At 69.6% G+C, this 23,872-nt stretch carries 16 protein-coding genes; 12 read left to right on the forward strand and 4 right to left on the reverse strand.

Annotated features, from left to right (window positions below):
* The first annotated feature begins 91 nt into the window (after positions 1–91).
* The 6 genes from QBE02_RS12740 (at position 92) to QBE02_RS12765 (ending at position 11,003) form a co-directional block, all read left to right on the forward strand.
* Complete coding sequence (locus QBE02_RS12740) at positions 92–1,699, forward strand: sugar ABC transporter ATP-binding protein (RefSeq protein ID WP_279366047.1); 1,608 nt, start codon at positions 92–94, stop codon at positions 1,697–1,699.
* On the forward strand, positions 1,696–2,739 hold the full coding sequence (locus QBE02_RS12745) for an ABC transporter permease (RefSeq protein WP_056224302.1): 1,044 nt from the start codon (positions 1,696–1,698) through the stop codon (positions 2,737–2,739). Before QBE02_RS12740 ends, QBE02_RS12745 begins: the two co-directional genes overlap by 4 nt.
* Complete coding sequence (locus QBE02_RS12750; RefSeq protein WP_056224301.1) at positions 2,739–3,758, forward strand: ABC transporter permease subunit; 1,020 nt, start codon at positions 2,739–2,741, stop codon at positions 3,756–3,758. Before QBE02_RS12745 ends, QBE02_RS12750 begins: the two co-directional genes overlap by 1 nt.
* Positions 3,759–3,828: 70 nt before the next feature.
* Positions 3,829–5,373: a sugar ABC transporter ATP-binding protein gene (locus tag QBE02_RS12755; protein ID WP_279367890.1), complete on the forward strand. Its 1,545-nt coding sequence runs from the start codon at positions 3,829–3,831 to the stop codon at positions 5,371–5,373.
* Positions 5,366–6,403 carry a LacI family DNA-binding transcriptional regulator gene (locus QBE02_RS12760; protein ID WP_268102408.1) on the forward strand — a complete coding sequence of 346 codons (1,038 nt, stop codon included), beginning with the start codon at positions 5,366–5,368 and terminating at the stop codon, positions 6,401–6,403. Before QBE02_RS12755 ends, QBE02_RS12760 begins: the two co-directional genes overlap by 8 nt.
* Before the next feature lie 253 nt (positions 6,404–6,656).
* Positions 6,657–11,003: a family 43 glycosylhydrolase gene (locus tag QBE02_RS12765; protein WP_279366049.1), complete on the forward strand. Its 4,347-nt coding sequence runs from the start codon at positions 6,657–6,659 to the stop codon at positions 11,001–11,003.
* 66 nt (positions 11,004–11,069) lie between these two features.
* Here QBE02_RS12765 and QBE02_RS12770 read toward each other — a convergent pair whose 3' ends face one another.
* Positions 11,070–12,596 carry a CitMHS family transporter gene (locus QBE02_RS12770; RefSeq protein WP_279366051.1) on the reverse strand — a complete coding sequence of 509 codons (1,527 nt, stop codon included), beginning with the start codon at positions 12,594–12,596 and terminating at the stop codon, positions 11,070–11,072.
* A 167-nt stretch (positions 12,597–12,763) separates the two neighbouring features.
* Between QBE02_RS12770 and QBE02_RS12775 the strand changes: the two genes are divergently transcribed.
* Both QBE02_RS12775 and QBE02_RS12780 read left to right on the forward strand, forming a co-directional pair.
* Positions 12,764–14,395, forward strand: coding sequence for a sensor histidine kinase (locus QBE02_RS12775; RefSeq protein WP_279366053.1), 1,632 nt, complete (start codon positions 12,764–12,766; stop codon positions 14,393–14,395).
* Complete coding sequence (locus QBE02_RS12780) at positions 14,392–15,042, forward strand: response regulator (RefSeq protein WP_279366055.1); 651 nt, start codon at positions 14,392–14,394, stop codon at positions 15,040–15,042. The genes QBE02_RS12775 and QBE02_RS12780 overlap by 4 nt, the downstream gene beginning before the upstream one ends.
* A 3-nt stretch (positions 15,043–15,045) precedes the next feature.
* On the opposite strand, the gene QBE02_RS12785 is transcribed toward QBE02_RS12780, so the two are convergent.
* Positions 15,046–16,332 carry an alpha-amylase family glycosyl hydrolase gene (locus tag QBE02_RS12785; protein WP_279366056.1) on the reverse strand — a complete coding sequence of 429 codons (1,287 nt, stop codon included), beginning with the start codon at positions 16,330–16,332 and terminating at the stop codon, positions 15,046–15,048.
* 100 nt (positions 16,333–16,432) lie between these two features.
* On the reverse strand, positions 16,433–17,659 hold the full coding sequence (locus QBE02_RS12790; protein WP_279366058.1) for an ROK family protein: 1,227 nt from the start codon (positions 17,657–17,659) through the stop codon (positions 16,433–16,435).
* Between the two features lie 145 nt (positions 17,660–17,804).
* Here QBE02_RS12790 and QBE02_RS12795 point away from each other — a divergent pair, with 145 nt between their 5' ends.
* Genes QBE02_RS12795 through QBE02_RS12810 form a run of 4 tightly spaced genes read left to right on the forward strand, consistent with a single transcriptional unit; the run spans position 17,805 to position 22,670 of the window.
* Complete coding sequence (locus QBE02_RS12795; protein ID WP_279366060.1) at positions 17,805–19,118, forward strand: extracellular solute-binding protein; 1,314 nt, start codon at positions 17,805–17,807, stop codon at positions 19,116–19,118.
* The gene (locus QBE02_RS12800) at positions 19,115–20,029 is read left to right on the forward strand and encodes a carbohydrate ABC transporter permease (RefSeq protein WP_279366062.1); all 915 of its coding nucleotides are present in this window, start codon (positions 19,115–19,117) and stop codon (positions 20,027–20,029) included. The genes QBE02_RS12795 and QBE02_RS12800 overlap by 4 nt, the downstream gene beginning before the upstream one ends.
* Positions 20,026–20,961 (forward strand): carbohydrate ABC transporter permease, encoded by a 936-nt coding sequence (locus QBE02_RS12805; protein ID WP_431844564.1) that lies wholly within the window; start codon positions 20,026–20,028, stop codon positions 20,959–20,961. Before QBE02_RS12800 ends, QBE02_RS12805 begins: the two co-directional genes overlap by 4 nt.
* Complete coding sequence (locus tag QBE02_RS12810; RefSeq protein ID WP_431844565.1) at positions 20,919–22,670, forward strand: glycoside hydrolase family 13 protein; 1,752 nt, start codon at positions 20,919–20,921, stop codon at positions 22,668–22,670. Before QBE02_RS12805 ends, QBE02_RS12810 begins: the two co-directional genes overlap by 43 nt.
* 164 nt (positions 22,671–22,834) lie before the next feature.
* Here QBE02_RS12810 and QBE02_RS12815 read toward each other — a convergent pair whose 3' ends face one another.
* Positions 22,835–23,857, reverse strand: a complete 1,023-nt coding sequence (locus QBE02_RS12815; protein WP_279366066.1) for a LacI family DNA-binding transcriptional regulator — start codon at positions 23,855–23,857, stop codon at positions 22,835–22,837.
* Between the last annotated feature and the right edge of the window lie 15 nt (positions 23,858–23,872).

Raw genomic sequence — 23,872 nt, forward strand, 5'->3', positions numbered from 1 at the left:
ATCGCCCCGGCATCGACGGAACATCCTCCCCGGCGTGCGGGGTCGGTATCCACCGGCCCCGCACGCTCCCGATCCGAGAAAGCGATCGACAATGACATCCGAACGGGCCGCCGCGACGACCTCCGAACGGGCAGCCGTGGTGGAGATGCGCGGCATCAGCATCCAGTTCCCCGGCGTAAAGGCGCTCGACGGCGTCGACTTCACCCTCTACGCCGGCGAAGTCCACTCCCTCATGGGAGAGAACGGCGCCGGAAAGTCCACTCTCATCAAGGCCCTGACCGGCGTCTACGGGATAGATGACGGCGTCATCCGCGTCGAAGGGACCGAGCGACAGTTCCGGGCCACCGCCGATGCCCAGGCCGCGGGAATCGCCACCGTCTATCAAGAGGTCAACCTCTGCCAGAACCTCACCGTCGGTGAGAACGTCATGCTCGGCAACGAGATCCGACGCGCCGGCATGGTCGACTGGAAGGCCACGCACGCCGCGGCCGCCACCTACCTCGCCGAGCTGGGCGTGCACATCGACACCCGATCGATCCTCGCCAGCCACTCGATCGCCGTGCAGCAGCTGGTCGCGATCAGCCGTGCCATGGTGGTCGACACGAAGGTGCTCGTGCTCGACGAACCCACCTCGAGCCTCGACCGCGGCGAGGTCGAGCAGCTGTTCGGCGTGGTCCGCGATCTGCGCGACCGCGGCGTGGCCATCCTCTTCGTCTCGCACTTCCTCGACCAGATCTACGAGATCTCCGACCGCCTCACGGTGCTGCGCAACGGCACCCTGGTGGGGGAGTACCCCGTCGCGGAACTGGGCCGCGAACAACTCGTGGCGAAGATGATCGGCCGCGAGCTCGGAGAGCTGGATGCCATCTCGGCCAGCGCCGAACGCCCGATCGACCGCGCCGGAACGCCGGTGCTGCGCACCCTCTCGCTCGGGCGGAAGAACGCCCTCGAGCCCGTGGACCTCGACGTGTACCCGGGCGAGGTCGTGGGATTGGCCGGGCTCCTGGGTTCCGGCCGCACCGAGCTCGCCCGCCTCATCGCCGGTGCGGATCGTCCCGACGACGGCACCGTCCAGGTGTCGGGCTCCGGGTCGCGCACCGGGTCGCCGCGGCACGCTCTCGACCGCGGCATCGCGTTCTCGTCGGAGGACCGTCGCGCCGAGGGCATCGTGGGAGACCTGACCGTCGCCGAGAACATCGTGCTCGGCATCCAGGCGCGCCGCGGCGCTCTGCGCAAGATCAGCGCCGCAGAGAAGCAGGCCGTCGTCGAGGAGTACATCACGGCCCTCGGCGTGCGCCCCGCCGACCCGAACGCCCTCATCCGCAACCTCTCGGGCGGCAATCAGCAGAAGGTGCTCCTGGCGCGCTGGCTGGCGACCGCTCCCGAGCTGCTCATCCTCGACGAGCCCACCCGCGGCATCGACGTCGGTGCCAAGGCCGACATCCAGCGCAAGGTCGCTGAGCTCGCCGAGAAGGGCCTCGCGGTCATCTTCATCTCGTCCGAGCTCGAAGAAGTGCTTCGCCTCGCGCAGCGCGTGGCCGTTCTGCGCGACCGTCGTAAGATCGGCGAACTGGCCACCCGCGACGTCGACCTCGACGCGCTCGTGGCCTACATCGCCGAGGGGCAGCCCGAGTCGGCCGCAGCCGCGTCACACACCGCACCCGAGACACTGTCGTCCGATCGGGAGAAGATCGCATGAAGAAATTCCTCACCCACCGCCTCGTGTGGCCGATCGCGGCTCTGCTCGCGCTCATCGCCATCAACACGATCTCGCGGCCGTCCTTCCTCAGCATCACCATGCAGAACGGTCAGTTCTACGGGTCGCTGATCGACATCCTGCGCAACAGCGCGCCGCTCATGCTCGTCGCCCTCGGCATGACCCTGGTCATCGCCACCCGGGGCATCGACCTCTCGGTCGGCGCGATCATGGCCGTCTCGGGTGCCGTCGCCCTCACGGTCATCGAGGCCTCGCCCGACCCCGGCAACCTCGGCGTCGTGTTCACGGCGATCGCCGCGGCCGTCGGCGTGGCCCTGCTCCTCGGAGTCTGGAACGGCTTCCTCGTGTCGGTGCTCGGCATCCAACCAATCATCGCCACGCTCGTGCTGATGCTCGCCGGTCGCGGCGTGGCCCTGCTCATCACGGGCGGCTTCATCACCACCATCAACAGCGACCCCTACAAGTTCATCGCCGGCGGATACGTCCTGGGGCTCCCCTTCGCGTTCTTCGTCGCGATCTTCGCGGTGATCGTGGTCGGCGTGCTCGAGCGTCGAACGGCCCTCGGCATGCTGACCGAGGCGGTGGGCATCAATCCCGAGGCCAGCCGGCTCGCGGGAGTCCGTTCGCGCGGCATCATCTGGGGCGCTTACATCGCGAGCGGCGCTCTCGCCGGTATCGCGGGCATCCTCTACAGCTCGAACATCATGGCTGCCGACGCCAACGCGGCGGGTCTGTACATCGAATTGGATGCCATCCTCGCGGTCGTTCTGGGCGGAACCTCCCTCGCGGGCGGCAAGTTCAGTCTCGCCGGCACGGTCGTGGGCGTCTTCACGATCCAGACGCTGAAGAGCACCATCACGTTCCTCGGCGTCCCCCCGGCGGTCAGCCCCGTGTTCATGGCCGCGGCCGTGCTCATCGTCGTGCTGCTGCAGTCGCGTCGCTTCCGCGCCTATTTCCACACGGCGGGGCGCAGTGCTCTCCGTCCGATCACCCGACGTCCTGACGCAAAGGTGCTGTCCTGATGGCCACTCTCACCGAAGAACGACGCTCGACGTCGTCGTCCGCGGTCTCGTACCGCCGCTTCCTCAGCCGTCACATCTCGTGGGTACCGGTCTTCGCCGCGGTGATCATCCTGGTCGTGATGATCGCGGGAGCGATGTGGTACTTCCCGAACTTTCAGCTGAACCGCATCATGTCGTCGATCCTGCTCGACAACGCGTACCTGCTCGTCCTCGCGGTGGGGATGACGTTCGTCATCCTCACCGGCGGCATCGACCTCTCGGTCGGTGCGGTCATGGCCTTCACCGGCATCCTCTGCGCGAAGATGCTCGGCGACGGCGTGCCGGTCGCGGTGGCGATCCCCGCGATGGTGCTCATCGGCGCCGCGATCGGCCTGCTCATCGGCATCCTGGTGCAGTTCTTCGACGTGCAGCCGTTCATCGCCTCGCTGATCGGCATGTTCCTCGCTCGCGGTCTCGCCTTCGTCGTCAGCCTCGAATCGATCAAGGTCGACAACGAGGGTCTGCTGTGGCTCCAGTCGACGCGCTTCTCGTTCGCGGGGTGGTACATCACCCCCACCGGGATCATCGCGTTGCTGACCGTCGCTCTCGCCGCGTTCGTGCTGCGCTACACGCGCTTCGGCCGAACGGTCTACGCCGTCGGCGGCAACGAGCAGTCGGCTCGCCTCATGGGACTCCCCGTCGTCCGAGCGAAGCTGTCGGTCTACGTCATCAGCGGGGTGTGCGCGGGTCTGGCCGGGATCGTCCTGACCGCGTACTCCGGCGCCGGCTACCCGCTGAACGGTGTGGGCACCGAGCTCGACACGATTGCCGCGGTGGTCATCGGCGGCACCCTCCTGACCGGCGGCAGCGGGTTCGTCATCGGGTCGATGATCGGCGTCTTCGTGTACGGCCTCATCCGCACGATCATCTCGTTCTCGGGTGCGGAGCAGTCGTGGACGCGCATCACCGTCGGCGCCCTGCTGCTGCTGTTCGTCGTCGTGCAGCGGGTGATCGTCTCGCGCTCCGCCCTCAGCAGGTGAGGCCTTCACCCGCGGCGGCGCGAAACATGCTCCGCGGCGGTGTTAGCGCTCTCGCTCCGTCGCGGGCATGATGGACCCCATGCCCGCCGCCGTCGCCCCGCCCCTCCTCGAGGTGCGCGGGGCGTCGGTGCGTTTCGGGGTCGAGGCGGCCCTGTCCGGAGTGGACTTCCGTCTGCGAGCCGGCGAGGTCCACTCGCTGATGGGCGAGAACGGGGCCGGCAAGTCGACGCTGATCAAGGCGATCACCGGGGCGTTGCGTCTCGACGACGGCGAGATCCTCATCGAGGGACGATCGGTGCGGCTGGCGTCTCCGGCCGAAGCCCAGGCCGCCGGCATCTCGACGGTCTACCAAGAGATCGATCTGCTGCCCAACCTCACGGTGGCCGAGAACATCTCCCTCGGACGTGAGCCCCGCCGGTGGGGGATGATCGACCACGCCGAGATGCGCCGGCGCGCCTCTTCGGCCCTGGCGGCTCTCGGCGTCGACGTCGACCCGGCGTCGGTCCTGTCGTCCCACCCGCTCGCGGTGCAGCAGCTCGTCGCGATCGCCCGCGCGGTGTCGGTCGAGGTAAAGGTGCTCGTCCTCGACGAGCCGACCTCGAGTCTCGACGCCGACGAGGTCGCCGAGCTCTTCCGCGTCATCCGCGAGCTCAAGGACACCGGTATCGCGGTGGTGTTCGTCTCGCACTTCCTCGATCAGGTCTACGAGATCTGCGATCGCGTCACCGTGCTGCGCGGCGGCCATCTGGTCGGCGAGTACGCCACGCGCGAGCTTCTGCGGATCGATCTCGTCGAGAAGATGCTGGGCGCCGCCGCGGGGGTCCTCGCCCCGCTCGGGCAGCGTACCGTCGACGACAGCGAGGGGCCGGCCGTGGTCAGCGCGCGCGGACTCACCGCCGGACCGCGGCTACGTGAGGCCGACCTCGACCTCGCCGAGGGTGAGGTCATCGGCGTCGCGGGCCTGCTCGGATCGGGTCGCAGCGAACTCGCACGGGCGCTGACCGGGGTCGACCGCCCGGGATCGGGCGAGGTGTTCGTCGACGGTGCTCCCGTGCGCTTCGGCTCGCCGCGCGAGGCGATGAGCCGTCGCATCGCCTACTCGTCCGAGAACCGGCGCACCGAGGGGGTCATCGGCGACCTCAGCGTGCTCGACAACATCAGTCTCGCCCTCCAGGCGCAACGCGGCGTGCTGCGCCGGATGAGCACCGCGCGACGCCGTGAGTTGGCGACCAGCTGGGTCGAGGCTCTGCACATCCGCCCCGCGGACATCGATCGCCCCGTCTCGACGCTGTCCGGGGGCAATCAGCAGAAGGTGCTCCTCGCACGGCTTCTGGCGCTCTCTCCCCGCGTGATCGTGCTCGACGAGCCCACGCGCGGCATCGACGTCGGTGCCAAGGCCGAGATCCAGCGCCTCGTGGGGGAGCTGTCCGACAACGGTCTCTCGATCATCTACATTTCGGCAGAGCTCGACGAGGTGCTGCGCGTCGCCCACCTGGTGGCCGTCATGCGCGACGGCGTCCTGGCGCAGATCGTCCCCGCCGCCGACCTCACCCCCGATGCCCTCCTGGCTCTCGTGGCCAAGCCCGAGAGTCCCGGTGAGGCGGCGAATGGCTGACGACAAAGCGGCGCGCACGGCGAACATCTTCGATGTCGCCCGGTTGGCGGGCGTCTCGCACCAGACGGTCTCGCGCGTGCTCAACAACATGCCGAACGTGCGTCCCGCCACCCGAGCACGCGTCGAGCAGGCCATCGCCCAGCTGCGGTACAGCCCCTCGCCGGCGGCGCGCGCCCTCGTGACGCGGCGCACCCGCACGATCGGTCTGGTCACCCCGGGCAACGTCGACTACGGTCCCTCGTCTATCGCCATGAACTTCAACTTCGCCGCGCGCGCGGCGCGGTACAACGTGGATGCCATCAGCTCCCCGCAGAGCGACGCGGTCGCTGTGCGCGCCGCGATCGACGGTCTTCTCAAACAGCGCGTGGATGCCATCGTGCTCATCGTCGTCGACACCGAGGTGCTGGCATCCGTCCAGGCCCTCGACCTGGACATCCCCATCGTCGCCTCGGCCACGACCAGTCGTCCGCACCCTCGGCTCGTCGCGATCGATCAGTATCGCGCGGGCCGCAGCGCCGTGCGGCACCTGCGCGAGGCGGGGTACGGTCCGATCCGTCATATCGCCGGTCCCGCGCGCAACCCCGACGCGGTGGAGCGCATCCGCGGATGGCGCGAGGAGCTCGCGTCCTCGCGCAGCGAATCGACCGCCCTCGTCCACGGCGACTGGTCGGCCGAGAGCGGCTACCGCATCGCGAGCGAGGCCGACATCGCCCCCGGCGAGGGGATCTTCGTCGCCAACGACCACATGGCGATCGGTGTGCTCTCGGCCCTGCGCGAACGCGGACTGCGGGTGCCCGAGGACGTCGGTGTCGTCGGGGTCGACGACGTCCCCGAGGCGGCGTTCCTGTACCCGTCGCTGACGACCGTGCGGCAGGACTTCGCGGCCCTGGGCGAGATCCTCATGCAGAAGGTGCTGTTGGCCGTCGAAGAACCCGACACGGTGAGCGAGAGCACGCCGCTGCCCACGCGCCTCATCGTGCGCGACTCGGCGCCGGTCGAACGGCCCGTGGGGTCACGCCGCTCCCGCTGACCTCGAGCTCGCCGCCGGTGCAGCGGGGTGATCGGGGCGGCCCGAGACCCCACCGCCCGCGCGCCGAGAACGTCAGCGGAGCGGGATGCCGCGGTGGCCGGGAAACGCGATGTGATGACATGCCATCGGGGCGCCGGGCCTACTGCTGTTGACGTAACCATGCTGGTGGTCTGGGCGTGTGAGCGCTAACATGCGAGGACCGTCGAAGACGACGGTTCCTGCAATGACGCACCCACGAGAGGACCCCACCCCCGTGACCCCTTACGATCGCTCGGCGCCGCCACGACGTCGTTCTCGCTGGACGCTCGCCGTCCCCGTCATCGCCGCCCTCGTCGCGGCACCCCTCACCGCCCCCGTGATCGCCGGCGCCGTCGCCGCCGACGCGGGCCTCGTCGCCTCCTACCCCCTCGACGAGACCTCCGGAACGGTCGCGCGCGACACCTCCGGCAACGGCCGCAACGCCACATTCGAAGGCGGCCCGACCCTGACGGGCGCTGACGGCGTCCGCCTCGACGGAAACGACGACGACGTCAAGCTGCCTAACGACATCCTCAAGGGTCTCGACTCCATCACCGTCAGCACCGACGTCATCGTGCGCCCCGAGCAGAGCGGCAACTACTTCATCTGGGGTCTCGGCAACACCAAGGCGCCGGACGGAAACGGCTACCTCTTCTCGACGGGCAACCCGGCGCGCACCGGCATCGCCCTCGGCAACTGGACCACCGAACAGAAGGGCGAGAGCACCACCGCCCTCGAGCGCGGGGTCTGGAAGAAGTTGACCTACACGCTCGATGCGGCGTCGAAGACATCGCGTATGTACATCGACGGCGTCCAGATCGCCGAGAACACCAACACGACCTCCCTGCCGAGCATGATCGGCGGCGGAACCACGACGGCGAACTACCTCGGCCGGTCCAACTACACCCCCGACAAGCGCCTGGCCGGAAGCCTCCGCGACTTCCGCATCTACGACCGCGCGCTCACCGCAACCGAGGTGAAGGGCCTGGTCAAGACCCCCGAGGACAGTGCCGCGGTGCAGTCCGCGCTCAGCGCGCTGGCGGTCACGAACATCGACGACGTCCGCGGCAACCTCACGCTGCCGGGCACCTCGCAGGGGCTCCCCGTCACATGGACGACCTCGAACGCCTCGGTGGTCACCGCCGACGGCGTCGTCACGCGACCGAGCGCGGATGCGACGGTGACCCTCACGGCATCCATCACGAAGAATGCCGTCACCTCGACGCGAGCGTTCGCCGCGACCGTCCGAAAGGCCGCGCAGATCGGGCCCTTCGAGGGGTACACGTTCGCCTACTTCACGGGTAATTCCGTCGCGGGAGAGAACATCTACTTCGCGGCGAGCAACGGCAACAACGCGCTGTCGTGGACAGAGCTCAACAGCGGGCAGCCGACGCTCACCTCGACCTTCGGCGAGAAGGGTCTCCGCGACCCGTTCCTCATCCGCTCCCCCGAGGGCGACACGTTCTACCTCATCGCCACGGATCTCTCGATCGGTCGCGACGGCAACTGGGACCGCGCGCAGCGCACGGGATCGAAGTACCTCGAGGTGTGGGAGTCGCACGACCTCGTCACCTGGAGCGCTCAGCGCCACGTCAAGGTGTCGCCGGACACGGCGGGCAACACCTGGGCCCCCGAGGCCTACTGGGACGAGTCCCTCGGCCAGTACGTCGTCTTCTGGGCCTCGAAGCTCTACCCCGAGAACGACCCCAACCACACCTCGAACGTCGCCAACAGCATGCTGTACGCCACCACGCGCGACTTCGTGACCTTCAGCGACACCAAGGTCTGGCAGGGCGGCATGTCGCGCATCGACTCCACCGTCATCAAGGCGAACGGCGTCTACCAGCGCTTCACCAAGGACGAGGGCGCCGGCACCACCGGGTGCAGCGACATCATCCAGGAGAGCTCGGCCGTGCTGACGGCACCGCTCGACCAGTGGAAGCTCGTCACCTCGTGCATCGGCAAGAAGGCCGGCACGCAGGCCGTCGAGGGACCGAGCATCTTCAAGTCGAACCCCGGCGACGTCAACGGAGACAAGTACTACCTCTTCGTCGACGAGTACGGCGGACGCGGGTACATCCCCCTCGCGACCACCGACATCGCCAACCCGGACTGGAAGGTCCCGGCCTCGTACCGCCTGCCCGGCAGCCCGCGGCACGGAACCGTCATGCCCGTCACCCAGGCCGAACTCACGGCCCTGCGTGCGAACCTTCCGCAGCCGCTCGCGGCCAACGAGAAGGGCGAGCTCCTGCGGTACGACTTCACCGACGGGTCAGGGTCGACCCTGCACGACCGCTCCGGTGCGGGGCGCGATGCGCAGATCAAGGGCAACGCCGTGTGGAACGCCGACACCCTCACCTTCGACGGCACCGACGACTACGTCGACCTGCCCGACAACGTGCTCGCGGGCACGACCGACATCACGGTCCAGGCCGAGATGCGCGTGGACGCCGCGCAGAAGAACCCGTACTTCCTGTACGCGTTCGGAAACACCGCGCAGGATGGCACCGGCAACGGCTACCTCTTCGCGACGGGGAACAACCAGTTGCGCGGGGCGCTCACCACGGGCAACTGGTCGGGCGAGCAGAACGCGCAGTCCTCGGCCGCCCTTCCGCGCGACCGGTGGGTGAACGTCACCTACACGCTCAGCGGGTCGACGGCGCGCCTGTACCTCGACGGGCAGCAGGTGGCGGAGAACACCAACGTCACGGTGCGCCCCGGCGATATCGGCGGCGGTCGCACCCTCGCCAACTACATCGGCAAGTCGGTCTACAACGCCGACAACCTGCTCCGTGGACAGGTTCGCGAATTCGCGCTCTACAACCGGGCGCTGTCGGCCGACGAGATCGTCGCGCAGTCGGGTAACGGATCGATCCTCGGGGCGGTGAGCCTGCAGGACCCCAGCGTTCTCAAGGTCGCACCGATGATCGACGCCGCCACCCACACGGTGACCTTCCCCGTCAAGCCCGGAACCGACCTGACGAAGCTCCGTCCGACCTTCACGACCGCGTCGGGGACGACGGCGACCCCGGCCTCGGGGACGCTGCGCAACCTGAGCTCCCCGGTGACGGTCACGCTCAAGACGGCGGGGCAGGATGACACGGTCTGGACGCTGACGGCAGTCGAGATGAAGAGCCCGGTCCTGCCGGGGCTGTACGCCGATCCGAACATCGCGGTGTTCGGCGACACGTACTACATCTACGCGACGACCGACGGCACCCCGGGCTGGGGCGGTAACACCTTCTACGTCTGGAAGTCCAAGAACCTCGTGGACTGGACGCGGTCGGACAAGCCGTTCCTCACGCTCGACGGCGCCAAGGGCAACGTCCCCTGGGCCACCGGCAACGCGTGGGCCCCGACGATCATTGAGAAGGGCGGGAAGTACTACTTCTACTTCAGCGGCCACGAGCCGAACGCCAACCGCAAGATGATCGGTGTGGCCGTCGCAAACAGCCCCGAGGGCCCGTTCATCGCCGAGGCGCAGCCGATGATCACCAACGGCGAGAGCGTCAACAGCGGGCAGGCAATCGATCCGGCCGCGTTCCGTGATCCTCAGACCGGCAAGTACTACCTGTTCTGGGGCAACGGCAAGCCCGTCTACGGCGAGCTGTCCGACGACATGAAGAGCATCAAGGCGGGCACGATCAAGCCGATCACCGGTCTGCCGGACTTCCGAGAGGGGCTCTTCATGAACTTCCGAGACGGGACGTACCACCTGACGTACTCGATCGACGACACCGGATCCCCCGACTACCGCGTCGGCTACGCCACGTCGACGAGCATCGACGGACCGTGGACCTACCGCGGCATCCTGCTGCAGAAGGATCCTTCGCAGGGCATCCTCGGACCGGCGCACAGCTCGATCATCAACGTGCCCGGCACCGATGAGTGGTATATCGCATACCACCGCTTCGCGATCCCCGGCGGTGGCGGGACCAACCGCGAGACGACGATCGACCGGATCCAGATCGGCTCCGATGGGCTCTTCCAGACCGTGAAACCGACGCTCACCAGCGTCGCCCCGCGCGAGGTCCCCACGGAGACGAACCCGGAGCCGAGCCCGTCGCCGTCGCCCAGCGGTTCCTCGACCGGGAGCCCGTCGCCCGCGCCGAGCGATGCGCCCACCGGGACACCGTCGCCGACCGTCGCCCCGACGGGGCAGCCCACGGCGCAGCCGACGGCGTCTCCGGCTGGGCCCTCGGCCTCGACGTCGACGTCGACCGTCGAGCGCGGCGGCACGGTGCGGGTGACCGTGGCGGGCCTGAAGGCCGGTGAGCAGGTCACCGCCGAACTGCGCAGCACGCCGATCCGCATCGCCGGCATCCCCGTCGCCGACGCGGCAGGTCGGGTCGTCTTCGACGTCCGCATCCCCGCGGACCTCGAAGCGGGCGCGCACACGATCGTCGTCTTCGCGGCGGATGGCTCGATCATCCAGCGTCTGCCGATCACGGTCGTGCCGAAGGGTCAGCTCGCCGCCACCGGTGCGCAGGGCCCGCTCGGGGGAGTGCTGCTGGCGACGTTCCTGCTGGTCGCGGGAGCGGCGGTCTGGATGATGCGTCGACCGCGAGGCGCCCGGGCGTAAGTCTCGGACCCTGAAACGAGAAGGACCCCGGATGCCATGGCATCCGGGGTCCTTCTCCGTTCGGTGTCAGCCCAGCAGCGGCACCGCGCCCACGAGCACGCCCACCGCCAGCATGACGAGCGAGACGACCGTCGCGCGCCACAGCACCTTCTTGTGGTGGTCGCCGAGGTTGACCCCGGCCAGCGAGACGAGCAGCAGGATCGCGGGGACCAGCGGGCTCTGCAGGTGCACCGGCTGGCCGGTGATCGAGGCGCGGGCCATCTCGACCGGGGCGATGCCGTAGTTCGCGGCGCTCTCGGCGAGCACCGGGAGGATGCCGAAGTAGAACGCGTCGTTCGACATGAAGAACGTGAACGGGATCGACAGCACACCGGTGATGACGGCGAGGAACGGCCCCATCGACGAGGGGATGACCTGGGTGATCCAGTCGGCCATGGCGGTGACCATGCCCGTGCCGTTGAGCACGCCGACCAGCACACCGGCCGCGAGCACCATCGACACGACCCCGACGATGCTGGGCGCGTGGGCGACGATCTCGTCGGCCTGCGAGCGCAGCTTCGGGAAGTTGACCACGAGCGCGATCGCGGCGCCGACCATGAACACGAAGGCCAGGGGGAACAGGTCGAGCACGAGCAGCACCATCACCGCGACGGTCAACGCGAGGTTGAACCAGATGAGCTTGGGGCGCAGGGTCGCCCGGTTGGGGTCGAGCATCGTGTCGGCCATCGCGGTGTCGGCGGCCTCCATGAGCTGCGGGGCGGCGACGGCTCCCTGTCCACCGCGGACGGTGACGATGTTGCCGGTGCGCAACGACGCGAGGGCGCCGGGCTTGTGCTCGGCTCCGCGGAAGATCTTCGGGGCGCCGAGGCGACCGAAGCCTCCTGTGCCGTCGATCTTGGCGGTGTCGATCGAGCCGGCCAGGCGCTTGCGCTCCGACAGGCCGAGGAACCAGGCGAAGGCGAGCGAGACGACCAGGCCCGCGAGCAGCGAGGGGATCATCGGCACGAAGACGTCGGTGGGCTGAAGCCCCAGGGCGGTGGCGGCGCGAACGGTCGGGCCACCCCACGGCACGATGTTCAGCGTGCCGTTCATGAGGCCCGCGACGCAGGTGAGCACGACGGGGCTCATACCCAGGCGCAGGTAGAGCGGCAGCATCGCCGAGGTGGTGATGATGAAGGTGGTCGAGCCGTCGCCATCGAGCGAGACCGCGCCCGCGAGGATCGCCGTACCGAGCACGATCTTGGCCGGGTCGTTCCCGAGGAAGCGCGTGATCACACGGATCAGCGGGTCGAACAGCCCGACGTCGATCATGATGCCGAAGTACATGATGGCGAACAGCAGCAGCGCCGCCGTGGGGGCCATCTTGCCGATCGCGTCGATCACCATGTCGCCGAGGCCGAAGCCGGCGCCCGCGATGAGGCCGAACACGGTGGGCACGATGATGAGGGCGACCATCGGGGTCATTCGTCGCGTCATGATCAGCGCCATGAACGACAGGACCATGAGGAAGCCGAGGGCGACGAGCACACCGTCGGCGGGCGTGTAGGCCACCGCGTACTCTTCGGCTTCGGCCGCAAGGATCAGGGGGGTCATCGCGACTCCTTCGTCGTGGATGCCGGCACGGGGCGCGCCGTCGATTCGGTGACACTACGGATGCGGGGTGCTCAGCCGCGCGCTTGCTCGCATTGCGGGGCGTTATGCGCGTACCGTGTGTTCTGCGCATTTCGCGCACGATGGTGTCGCGGAGCGAGGAGGTGCGCATGAGGTTCGCCACGCGAATGCTCCTCGTGCAGATCGCCACCCAGCTGGTGGTCGTGGCCGTCTGCACCGCCGTCTTCGCGTGGCTCGGCGTGCAGCAGCTCAAGGCCGAGGCGGATTCCTCGGCCCTCAACATCGCCCGCTCCGTGGCCGAAGCGCCCGAGGTGCGCGAGCGCGTGGCACAGTACTCGGCCGATCCCGGCACTCCGGATGCCGCGGGCCTCCGCGGCGGCGAGCTGCAGCAGTACGCGGCCGACGTGACCGCCCGCACGCAGGGCTTGTTCGTCGTGATCACCGACGACCACGGCATCCGTCTCGCGCACCCCGATCCGGACCGCTTGGGCGAGGTCGTCAGCACGAGCTTCGTCGACGCGCTCGCCGGGCGCGAGGTCGTGACGTGGGAGACAGGGACGCTCGGCGAATCGGCCCGCGCCAAAGTGCCGGTGTATCCGCCCGGTGGGGGAGCGCCCGTGGGCGAGGTGAGCGTCGGTTTCGAGCGCGCGAGCGTGTTCGACGACCTCCCGGCCCTCATCGGTGGGATCGCGGTCGCCGTGGCGCTCGCCGTGGCGATCGGGGCCGTGGTCGCCCTGCTGATGCGCCGCCGACTCGAGCGACTGACCCTCGGCGTCCAGCCCGAAGAGCTGGTGTCGCTCGTGCAGACGCAGACCGCCGTTCTCGAGAGCGCCGACGAGGGAGTGCTCGCCCTCGACGACGCGGGTGTCGTGCGGGTGTGCACGCCCTCCGCCGAGCGGCTCCTCGGGATCACGGATGCCGTGGGCCACCGCCTCGACGAGCTGGGCCTCCCGGCGGCCGTCGTCGACGCTCTGTCGGAATCGGGTTCGTCGAGCGGCCTCCCGCTGGGTGATCGCGTGGTCTTCCTCGACGTGCGTCCGGTGCGCCGCGGAACGCGCACGCTCGGCCGGGTGGCGACGCTGCGGGACCGCACCGACGTCATCGCCCTCTCGGGGCGCCTCGACAGCGTGCGCGCCATGGGCGATGCCCTGCGCGTGCAGCGCCACGAGAACGCCAACCGCCTGCACGCCGCGGTGGGTCTTCTCGACGCCGGACGCACCGACGAAGCGCGAGCGTTTCTCGCCGACCTCGTCGACCGCGGGTCGGTGGACTGGGCCGTGCCCGGCATCGAACTCGTCGGCGACCCCATGCTGCAGTCGTTCCTCGGTGCCAAGGCGCTGTCGGCGCGTGAGCGCGGCGTCGCCCTGCGCGTGGCCGACGACACGTTCTCGGCCGCCTCGATCGACGACGTCGAAGACGTGGTCGCCGTGCTCGGCAACCTCATCGACAATGCCGTGACGGCCGCGGCGTCCGCTCCCGAACCCCGCGGGGTCGAGGTGAGCGTGCTCGACGACGCCGACGCGGTCGTGTTGACGGTGGCCGACACGGGTCCCGGCATCGCCGACGTCGAGGCGATCTTCGCGCCGCGCGAGCGCGGAGATGATCCGGATGCCGTGCACGGACTCGGCATCGGACTCCCGCTCTCGCGCGAGTTCGCCCGGCGCCGGGGCGGCGAGGTGTGGGTGGTCGACGCGGGCGGCGGTGACCACGGCGCGGTGGTGGCGGCGCGACTGCCAGGCGTGCGAGGCGGGACGAGCGAGCGAGAGGGAACGAGCGAGTGAACGGCATCCGGGTGCTGGTCGTCGACGACGACTTCCGCGTGGCGGGACTGCACCGCGACGCGGTGGCGGCGCGGCCGGGCTTCGTCGCGCTCGAGCCCGCGCGCACGGTGGGTGAGGCGCGCGCCGCGGTCGCCGCGCACGCGCCCGACCTCGTGCTGGCCGACGTGTACCTGCCCGACGGTGACGGCATCGAGCTCGTGCGCTCGCTCGACGTCGACGCGTTCGTGCTGTCGGCGGCGACGGATGCCGCGACCGTGCGCCGCGCGTTCTCGGCCGGCGGGCTGGCCTATCTCGTCAAGCCGTTCGATACGCGGGTGCTCGCCGAGCGCCTCGACCGCTTCGCCCGATACCGCAATCTGCTGTCGAGTTCGCGCCCGCTCTCGCAGGACGACATCGACCGAGCGGCCGCGGCGATGCGGGGCGAGCGCGACGGACCCTCGCTCGCGCGCTCGGCGACCGAGCAGACCGTCCTCGCCGCCCTCGGCGCCGACGAGGCGTCGGCGACCGAGGTGGCCGAGCGCATCGGGGTGTCGCGTGCCACGGCGCAGCGCCACCTCACGGCGCTCGCCGAACGCGGGCTCGTGCAGGTGAGCCTGCGGTACGGGTCGACCGGTCGCCCCGAGCACCGCTTCCGCGCCGGCGCCTGACGCTCAGCCCTCCAGCACCGCCCACCCGCGCGGGCCGAGCTCGACCCGCCCGTCGGCGAGGGTGCCGTCACCGGTGGCGATCGTGCGCGCGTCGGCGGCCGGCATCGACGCCGGCTCGTCGCCGATGTTCAGCGCGACCACCACCGCGTCGCCTCCCACGGCGGTACGCAGCACGATCGCGGCGTTGGCCACCTCGACCACGTCGGTGTGCGCCCGCCACAGCCACGGCTTGCGGCGGCGCAGCGCGATGAGCGCCCGGTGCGCTTCGAGGATCCGCTCGTCCACCTCGCCGGCCTCCGCGGCGGATGCCGGGAACTCCGGCCGCACCGCGTCGTCGCCGCCCTCGCGCTCTTCCTTCACCCCGGTCCACCCGAACTCGTCGCCGGCGTAGACCGACGGGGTCCCCGCGACGGTGAAGAGCACGGCGAGGGCGTGCGGCACAAGATCGGCCCCGATGGCCGAGGCGATGCGGGTGACGTCGTGGTTGCCGACGAAGGTCTGCGGGGCGAAGGTCGCGAGCAGTTCGTCGTGCCGCTCGATCGCGTGGCTCAGCTCGAAGAGGTTGCCGTCGGCGATGCCGTGCCAGATGCCCTGCCACAGCTCGTACTGCGTCAGCGAGTCCATCGTCGAGGCGCGCACGATCGCGGGTCCGTCCCCGTGGATGACCTCGCCGACGAACCACGCCTCCGGGAACCTCTCGCGCACGCGCGGCAGCACCTCGGCCCAGAACTCGGTCGGCACCGCGTACGCGGCATCCAGCCTCCACCCGTCGATCCCGCGCTCGAGCCAGTGGCACATGACGTCGACCACGAGGTCGGCGACCGCTGGCGACGAGTGGTCGAGGGCGACGAGCGCGCCGTGCCCCTCGAACACCTCGGCCTCGAAGGTTCCGTCGACCCAGCGCCCGCGGAACAACTGCGGTCCGTCCTCCGACGCGTCGCGGAAGGCGGGGTGCGCCCGTCCGACGTGGTTGAACACCCCGTCGAGCAGCACCCGGATGCCGCGCTCCCGCGCCCCCGCGAGCAGGCGGTCGAAACCTCCGTCGTCGCCGAGGCGCGGGTCGATGCGCAGGTGGTCGACGGTGTCGTAGCCGTGGGTCTCCGACGCGAACACCGGCCCGAGCAGCAGCCCGTTCAGGCCGAGCTCGATGACGTGGTCGAGCCAGGGCTCGAGGCGGTCGAGGCGGTGTTCGATCTCGGCATCCGGCCCCTCGCCGTCGCGGATCGGTGCGCCGACGAAGCCGAGCGGGTAGACGTGCCACCACATGACGTGTTCGGGCCACCCAGCCATGGGGCCTCCCCCTGTCCGGGGATCGGACCGGACCCCTCGACGCTATCCGTCCGCGCGATTCGCGCCGCGGGGGTTGTCCTGTCGCTCCGGATGCCGTGGCTCACGCCCGCGCACGATCCTCGGGCAGCGCGAAGACGGGCAGGTCGAGGGCGTTCTCGCGCGCCGCCTCGACGGCGGCGGCGACCGCGCCGATCGAGACGATGTCGGCGCCGAGGCCCGAGGCGACGACCTCGGGGGCGGGCAGGTCGAGGGCGCGCGGCAGGGCGGCGATCGCGGCGTCGATGATGGGGCCCGCGCCCGCGGCGATGGCGCCCGAGACGATCACGCGGTCGACGTCGAACAGGCTGCCGAAGATGCCGACCACCCCGGCCAACGCCCCGCCCACCTGTCGCGCGATGGCGAGGGCCCCGGCATCGCCCGTCGCGGCGAGGTCGAGCACGGTCTTGGCGTCGAACGACTCGGGGTCGAGCCCGCGCAACGCACTGTCGGCCGGAAGGCTCTCATCGGCGAGCGCCGCTCGCGCCGCGTCGACGCAGCGGGGCGCGAGACCCTCGGCGCTGCCGACGCCCTCGACGCGGTCGAAGGCCACGGTCTCGCCCGCGCCGCCGTGTTTTCCGCGCAGCAGGTGACCGTCGAGGTGGATGCCGGCGCCGAATCGTTCTCCGGCGAGCAGGGCGACGAAGTCGTCGCAGCCGACGGCGGCCCCCCGCGCGCGTTCGGCGACGGCCGCGAGAGAGGCGTCGTTCTCGACGCGGACGATCGGCGACCACGCCTGGAAGGTGTCGACGAAGCCGGGGTTCATGCGTTCCCAGAATCGGTCGTGGTGCACGGGCGAGCGTCCGTGGCGGTCGACGGGGGCGGGCACCCCGACGCACATCGCAACGATGTCCGAGCGGCCTCGTCGCGCGCGCGTGAGGGTCGCGTCCACGATCGTCTCGGCCGCGCGTCGGCGCCGGTCGGGGGAGTCGCGTTCGGGGTCGACGGTCACGCGCGAGGTGGCGAGGGTCTCTCCGCGCAGGTCGGCGACGGTGGCGGTCACGTGACCGCGCCCGGCATCGACGCCGACGACGACGCCGGAGCCGGGCTGGAAGGCGAAGCGCCGCGCGGGCCGGCCCTTGGAGTACTCCCCGACGGCGCGGGCGTTCGGCATCTCGGCCAGCAGTCGCCGGGCGGTGAGCTCGTCAAGCACGTCGATCGCCGTCGAGCGGGTCACCCCGACGGCGGCGATCACGTCGCTCGCGGTGAAGGCGTCGGCCTCCCACGCGTGCCGCAGCACCGCGTCGAGGCTGTGTCGGCGCAGCGAGGGCGTGGCGGTCGTCGCATCCATCGGCATCCGCCCCTTCGTCGTCCCGCGCCACGGACCTCTTGACCGGTGTGCGCCCCGATGCAATACTGCCTCCACGACATTGATTTGGCGACTAGATTTAGTCACCGACACAACATATTCGCAGTGCGGCGGAGGAGGAGAACAGGTGTCGACGAAGACCAGAGCCGGGCGACGGTGGCTCGCGGCGACCACGGTGGGGGTGCTCGGGGCGAGTCTGCTCGCGGGCTGCTCCGCCGACGGGCGCGAGACCATCCGCTTCACCTTCAGCAAGCGCGAGGCGCTGTCGTTCATGAACGACGTCGTCGCGCAGTACAACGCCTCGCAAGACAAGGTGCGCGTCGAGATGGACAGCTCCGGCGTCGACGTCGTCTCGGCGAGCTTCGTTCGCGGTAACCCGCCCGACATCATGCTCGCCAACTACAACTACGAGGTCGCCCGCTTCGTGCAGCGCTGCGCGCTCACCGACCTCAGCGGCACCGCGGCGGCCGCGAGCGTCCGTGAAGACCTGCAGCCGCTCATGGACCAGTACGGCTCGTGTGAAGGTCGCACCAGCGCCCTGCCGTACTCGGTGATGGCCGCATCCGTCATCTACAACAAGCAGATCTTCGACCAGCTCGGGCTTCAGGTGCCCACCACCTACGACGAGCTGATCCAGGTCGCCGAGACCCTGAAGCAGAACGGCGTGACCCCGTTCTACGGCACCTTCAAAGACGACTGGACCGTCGCGCAGGGCTGGTACGACTACTCCGTCGGCGGCTCGCTGAACGTCATCGACTTCTTCGACGGCCTCGCCGCCGAGGGCGACCAGGTCGGTCCCGACTCGTCGGTGTCGTTCGCGAAGGATTTCACCGAGCCCATGAACCGCATGCTCGAGCTGGCGCGGGACTACACGAATCCGGATGCCGAGAGCCGGGCCTACGGCGACGGCAACCTCGCCTTCGCTCAGGGCGAGGCGGGCATGTACCTGCAGGGACCGTGGGCGCTCGGCGAGATCGCCAAGACGGCGCCCGACCTGCCCGTCGGCACGTTCCCGCTGCCCATGACCGACGACCCGGCCGACCTCAAAGTGCGCGTCAACATGGACCTCGCCGCGATCATCCCCGAGGCGTCGCGCCACCAGGACGCCGCCCGGGACTTCCTCGAATACCTTTACCAGCCCGAGATCATCGAGGCCTACAACGAGTCGCAGCTCGGCTTCGCCCCCACGAAGGACGCCCCCTCGCCGAGCGATCCGCGTGTGGCGGGGATGATCCCCTACTACGACGAGGGCGCCGTCTACCAGGGCGCGTCGGTGCTCGTGCCCAAGACCATTCCGACCTTCAACTACGCGCAGGCGATGATCTTCGGCACGTCGCCCGAGTCCACCCTGCGCACGATGGACGAGGACTGGTCGCGCCTGGCGTTCCGCCAGCCCCCGGCCTCGACGAACGATGCCGCTGGCGAGGAGGCCGCGCAATGACCACCACCACCACGATCGTCACGGGAGGCAAGGCGACAGCGCGTCGCAGCTCCCGCCGGATCGAGCCGATCTACTACCTGTTCTTGCTGCCGACGCTCGTGCTGTTCACGCTCGCGATCACGGTTCCCGGTCTCATCGGCATCTTCTTCAGCTTCACCGACTCGATCGGGCTGGGGGAGTGGAACTTCACCGGGCTCACCAACTACATCGCGATCTTCAGCGACCCCGCGATCCTGCAGGCCTACCTGTTCACCTTCGGGTTCTCGGTGGCGACGGTCATCGTGGTCAACGTCGCCGCCTTCCTGCTGGCGGTGGGGCTCACCGCGCAGATCCGCTTCAAGAAGGCCCTGCGCACGGTGTTCGTCATCCCGATGGTGATCTCGGGCATCATCATCGCCTACGTCTTCAACTTCCTCTTCAGCAACTCGGTGCCCGAGGCGGGGGCCGCCCTCGGCATCCCGTGGCTCGAGACGAGCCTGCTCGCCAACCCCGACCTCGCGTGGGTCGCGATCGTGATCGTCACCGCGTGGCAGGCCATCCCCGGCACGCTCCTGATCTACATCGCGGGTCTGCTGGCGGTGCCCGGCGACGTGTACGAGGCCGCCGGCCTCGACGGGGCGAGCAAGACCCAGCAGCTGCTGCGCATCACGTTGCCGCTGGTGGCCGGGTACGTCGTGATCAACGTCATCCTCGGCTTCAAGGGCTTCTTGAACGCGTACGACATCATCGTCGGTCTCACCGGCGGTGGCCCCGGCACCGCGACGCGCAGTGTCGCGATGTCGATCATCTTGGGATTCAACGGAGGCGACTACGCCTACCAGATGGCCAACGCCGCGCTCTTCTTCGTGGTCGCCGTCGTCATCTCGCTCCTGCAGCTCTCGCTGACCCGGGGAAGGAACACCCTGTCATGACCGCCCTCAACCAGCCCGCCCTCGCCGTGGAGCAGGCCGAGCTGACCCTCCCCGAGCGCCAGGGTCCCGCCGGGGCCGGGCCGTCGCGCCGCCGCTCCCGCCGCGTCGGCATGGAGCGCGTCGACTGGTCGACGACGACCATCCTCGTGCTCTGCGCCCTCACCGTGCTGCTGCCGCTGTACGTCACCGTCTCGATGGCGTTGAAGAGCGGCACCCAGGTCGTCGACGGCAATGCGTTCTCGTTCCCCTCGCCGATCAGCTTCGACGGGTTCGTCCAGGCGTGGACGCTGACCAAGTTCCCGGTGGGTCTCGCGATCTCGCTGCTGGTCACCGCCGGCACCGTCGTCGCCACGATCATCCTCGCGGCCTTCGCCTCGTACGCGATCGCCCGCAACTGGGACCGCAAGCTCTTCCGCTACTCGTTCTTCTACCTGCTCGCGGCCATGTTCATCCCGTTTCCCGTCGTCGCGCTGCCGCAGATCCAGCTCACGGGCCGGGTCGGTCTCGACAACCCGCTGGGCGTGATCATCCTCGCCACGATGTTCCAACTGAGCTTCAGCGTGCTGCTGTTCACCGCGTTCCTGCGCTCGATCCCCCTCGAGCTGGAGGAGAGCGCGCGCATCGACGGCGCGACCACCTGGCAGACGTTCTGGCAGCTGATCTTCCCGCTGCTGGCCCCGATGAGCGCCACGGTCGGCATCTTCGCCTTCCTCTACGCCTGGAACGACTTCATGATGCCCTCGCTCATCATCAGCGATCCGGCTCTGCAGACCCTGCCTGTGCGTCAGAACCTGTTCCAGACGCAGTTCTCCAACAACTACAACGTCGCCTTCGCCTCGTATCTGATGGCCATGGCCCCCGCGATCGTCGCCTACCTCTTCACCCAGCGATGGGTGATGGCGGGCGTCACGCAGGGCGCCGTCAAGGGCTGACCGACCATCCCCTCGAAAGGACCACCGTGACCACCGCAGCACCGTCCGTGCACGCCCGCGAACTCTCCGATGCCCCCGACTGGTGGCGCCAGGCCGTCGTGTATCAGGTCTATCCCCGCAGCTTCGCCGACACGAACGGCGACGGTCTCGGCGACATCCCCGGCATCACCTCGCGCGTTCCCTACCTGGCCGAGTTGGGGGTGGATGCCGTCTGGCTCAGCCCCTTCTACCCCTCGGCCCTCGCCGACGGCGGCTACGACGTGGCCGACTACCGCGACGTCGACCCGCGGCTCGGGACCCTGGCCGACATGGACGAGCTCATCGCGCAGCTGCACGCCCATGGCATCCGCGTCGTCGTCGACATCGTGCCGAACCACACCTCCAACGACCACGCCTGGTTCCAGGAGGCCCTGGCCGCCGGCCGCGGGTCGGCCGCGCGCGAGCGGTACATCTTCCGCGAGGGCACCGGTCCCGACGGGTCCGAGCCGCCCACCGACTGGGTGTCGGTCTTCGGCGGGTCGGGGTGGGAGCGCGTCGCCGACGGCCAGTGGTACTTCCACAATTTCGACGTCTCGCAGCCCGACCTGAACTGGTCGAACCCCGAGGTGCGCGCCGACTTCGTCACGACCCTGCGCTTCTGGAGCGACAGGGGCGTCGACGGGTTCCGCATCGACGTAGCGCACATGCTCACCAAGGACCTCAGCGAGCCCCTGCCCTCGCGGGCCGAGCTCGACGCGATGCCGATCGACGGCACCCACCCGCTCCTCGACCGCGACGACGTTCACGAGGTCTACGCCGAGTGGCGGGCGGTGTTCAACTCGTACGACCCGCCGCGCACGGCCGTGGCCGAGGCGTGGGTGCATCCCTCGCGCGTGCCGCTGTACGCCAGTGCCGACAGCCTCGGCCAGTCCTTCAACTTCGACCTGCTCGAGGCCGACTTCGACGCGCGGCAGTTCCGCACGATCGTGGCCGACAACCTCGCCCTCGCCGCGACTTCGGGCTCGTCGACCACGTGGGTGCTGTCGAACCACGACGTCGTCCGTCACGCCACGCGGTACGGCCTTCCCGACGCCGAGCGCGGCGACGACGGTCGGCCGACGCTCAAGCACGGCAACGAGTGGCTGCTGTCGGGCGGGCAGTCGCCGACCCTCGACGCCGAGCGGGGCGAGCGCCGTGCCCGCGCGGCCGCGTTGTTCGTGCTGGGCCTGCCCGGGTCGGCCTATCTGTACCAGGGCGAAGAGCTGGGCCTGCACGAGGTCGCCGAGATCCCCGACGATCAGCGCCAGGACCCCACGTTCTTCCGCAGCCCGGGCGTCGACCTGGGCCGAGACGGATGCCGCGTGCCCTTGCCCTGGTCCGAGTCGGGGCCGGCTTTCGGCTTCGGAGAGGGCGGTGCGCATCTTCCGCAACCGGACTGGTTCGCCACCTACGCCGTCGATCTGCAGGACGGCGACCCCGCGTCCACCCTGACGCTCTACCGCCGCGCCCTCGACCTCCGCCACGAGCTGCAGACCGACGAGGAGCTGTCGTGGGTCGAGACGGAGGCCGGCGATGTCGTGGCGTTCGAGCGCCCGAACGGCTGGACGATCGTGACCAACTTCGGCGAAGAACCGGTGGCCCTGCCGGCGGGCGGGCTGCTCCTGTCGAGCCGCCCGCTCGTCGACGGCGCCCTCCCCGGCGAGACGACGGCCTGGTTGCGTCGGGGCTGAGGTCTCGGGAAGCCCCGGCGTTCAGCAGCGCCGGGGCTTCCTCGCGCCCGTATGCGTCGTGCGGCATCCACGACACCGGGACCGAATCATTCCGGGTGTTGCGGACGCCCGGTTCGCGACGCGACCGTCGCATGGCACCACGTGACCCGGGCTCGCCGCGCGGATCACCTCGGTTGGATTGACTCCCGAACCACCACCGGCATGTCCACGAGGTGACGACCGACGGGGGGACCGCCCGGCGTGAGCAGCAGCTCGACCGCACGGCGCCCCATCTCCTCGTGCGGCAAGCCGATGGTCGTGAGGCCCGGGCGGAGGTAGGCGGCGAGCTCGTCATTGTCGAACGACACGAGCGAGACGTCCTCGGGGACGCGGAGCCCCGCATCGCCGAGAGCCTGGAGTGCGCCGAAAGCGAGCCGGTCGTTCAGGCACACGATCGCCCGAGGGCGCATTCCGTCGTTGAGCAGCCGCGCGGTGAACTCGTAACCAGGGGCGGGCTCCCACAGCCAGATCGACTCTTCGTGCAGAAAGCTCGCTCCGGCGTCGAACATCGCCGCTGAGATTCCCCGAACGCGCGCAGCGACGGTGTCGGAGCGGAAGAGGTCGCGTTCTGCGTCCGCGTCGTACCCGAGAAGGAGGATGCCGTCGCGGATGCCCGCCTCCACCAGGAGTTCGATCGCGCGGCGTCCACCGGTCTCCTCGTCCGGCAGGACGCTGCATCCGTGCAGTTCATTGGTCGCGTTGAGCATGACCGTGCGCAGCCCCGTCGGCAGGGGCGGGACGAACGTCTCTCGAGCACGCATCGAGGCGAAGATGATCCCGTCGACTTGACGATCCAACAGGGCCGAGACCGCTTCGGCCTCTCGCTCGGGCTCTCCGCCGGTCTCCGCCACGAGCACCACCTGCCCGGCTGCCTCGGCGGCACCCAGCGCGCCCTTGATCAGGCCGCTCGCGAAGCGCGTCGTGGCGACGAGGTCGGAGACGAATCCCACGGTGTGCGACGTGTCGGTCCGAAGGGCCCGTGCCGCCATGTTGGGTCGGTATCCCAGCTCCGCCGCAGCGGCGTGGACGCGCTCGTGCGCGTCCTTCGACAGGCGGGTGTCGGGCCGACCGTTCAGGATCATCGAGGCCGCGGCCGGGGAGAGCCCGGCGAGGCGGGCGACGTCAGCCAGCGTAACCCTCTTGCCCATCGATGCTCCCCGTTC

The organism is Microbacterium testaceum (assembly GCF_029761935.1).
Lineage (GTDB): Bacteria > Actinomycetota > Actinomycetes > Actinomycetales > Microbacteriaceae > Microbacterium > Microbacterium testaceum_A.

Coding starts and splice junctions, on each gene's coding strand:
- QBE02_RS12770 (WP_279366051.1), bottom strand. CDS start 12,596: ATGACCCCCCTGATCCTTGCGGCCGAAGCCGAAGAGTACGCGGTGGCC.
- QBE02_RS12755 (WP_279367890.1), top strand. CDS start 3,829: ATGGACCCCATGCCCGCCGCCGTCGCCCCGCCCCTCCTCGAGGTGCGC.
- QBE02_RS12740 (WP_279366047.1), top strand. CDS start 92: ATGACATCCGAACGGGCCGCCGCGACGACCTCCGAACGGGCAGCCGTG.
- QBE02_RS12810 (WP_431844565.1), top strand. CDS start 20,919: ATGGGTGATGGCGGGCGTCACGCAGGGCGCCGTCAAGGGCTGACCGAC.
- QBE02_RS12775 (WP_279366053.1), top strand. CDS start 12,764: ATGAGGTTCGCCACGCGAATGCTCCTCGTGCAGATCGCCACCCAGCTG.
- QBE02_RS12805 (WP_431844564.1), top strand. CDS start 20,026: ATGACCGCCCTCAACCAGCCCGCCCTCGCCGTGGAGCAGGCCGAGCTG.
- QBE02_RS12745 (WP_056224302.1), top strand. CDS start 1,696: ATGAAGAAATTCCTCACCCACCGCCTCGTGTGGCCGATCGCGGCTCTG.
- QBE02_RS12785 (WP_279366056.1), bottom strand. CDS start 16,332: ATGGCTGGGTGGCCCGAACACGTCATGTGGTGGCACGTCTACCCGCTC.
- QBE02_RS12815 (WP_279366066.1), bottom strand. CDS start 23,857: ATGGGCAAGAGGGTTACGCTGGCTGACGTCGCCCGCCTCGCCGGGCTC.
- QBE02_RS12790 (WP_279366058.1), bottom strand. CDS start 17,659: ATGGATGCGACGACCGCCACGCCCTCGCTGCGCCGACACAGCCTCGAC.
- QBE02_RS12760 (WP_268102408.1), top strand. CDS start 5,366: ATGGCTGACGACAAAGCGGCGCGCACGGCGAACATCTTCGATGTCGCC.
- QBE02_RS12750 (WP_056224301.1), top strand. CDS start 2,739: ATGGCCACTCTCACCGAAGAACGACGCTCGACGTCGTCGTCCGCGGTC.
- QBE02_RS12800 (WP_279366062.1), top strand. CDS start 19,115: ATGACCACCACCACCACGATCGTCACGGGAGGCAAGGCGACAGCGCGT.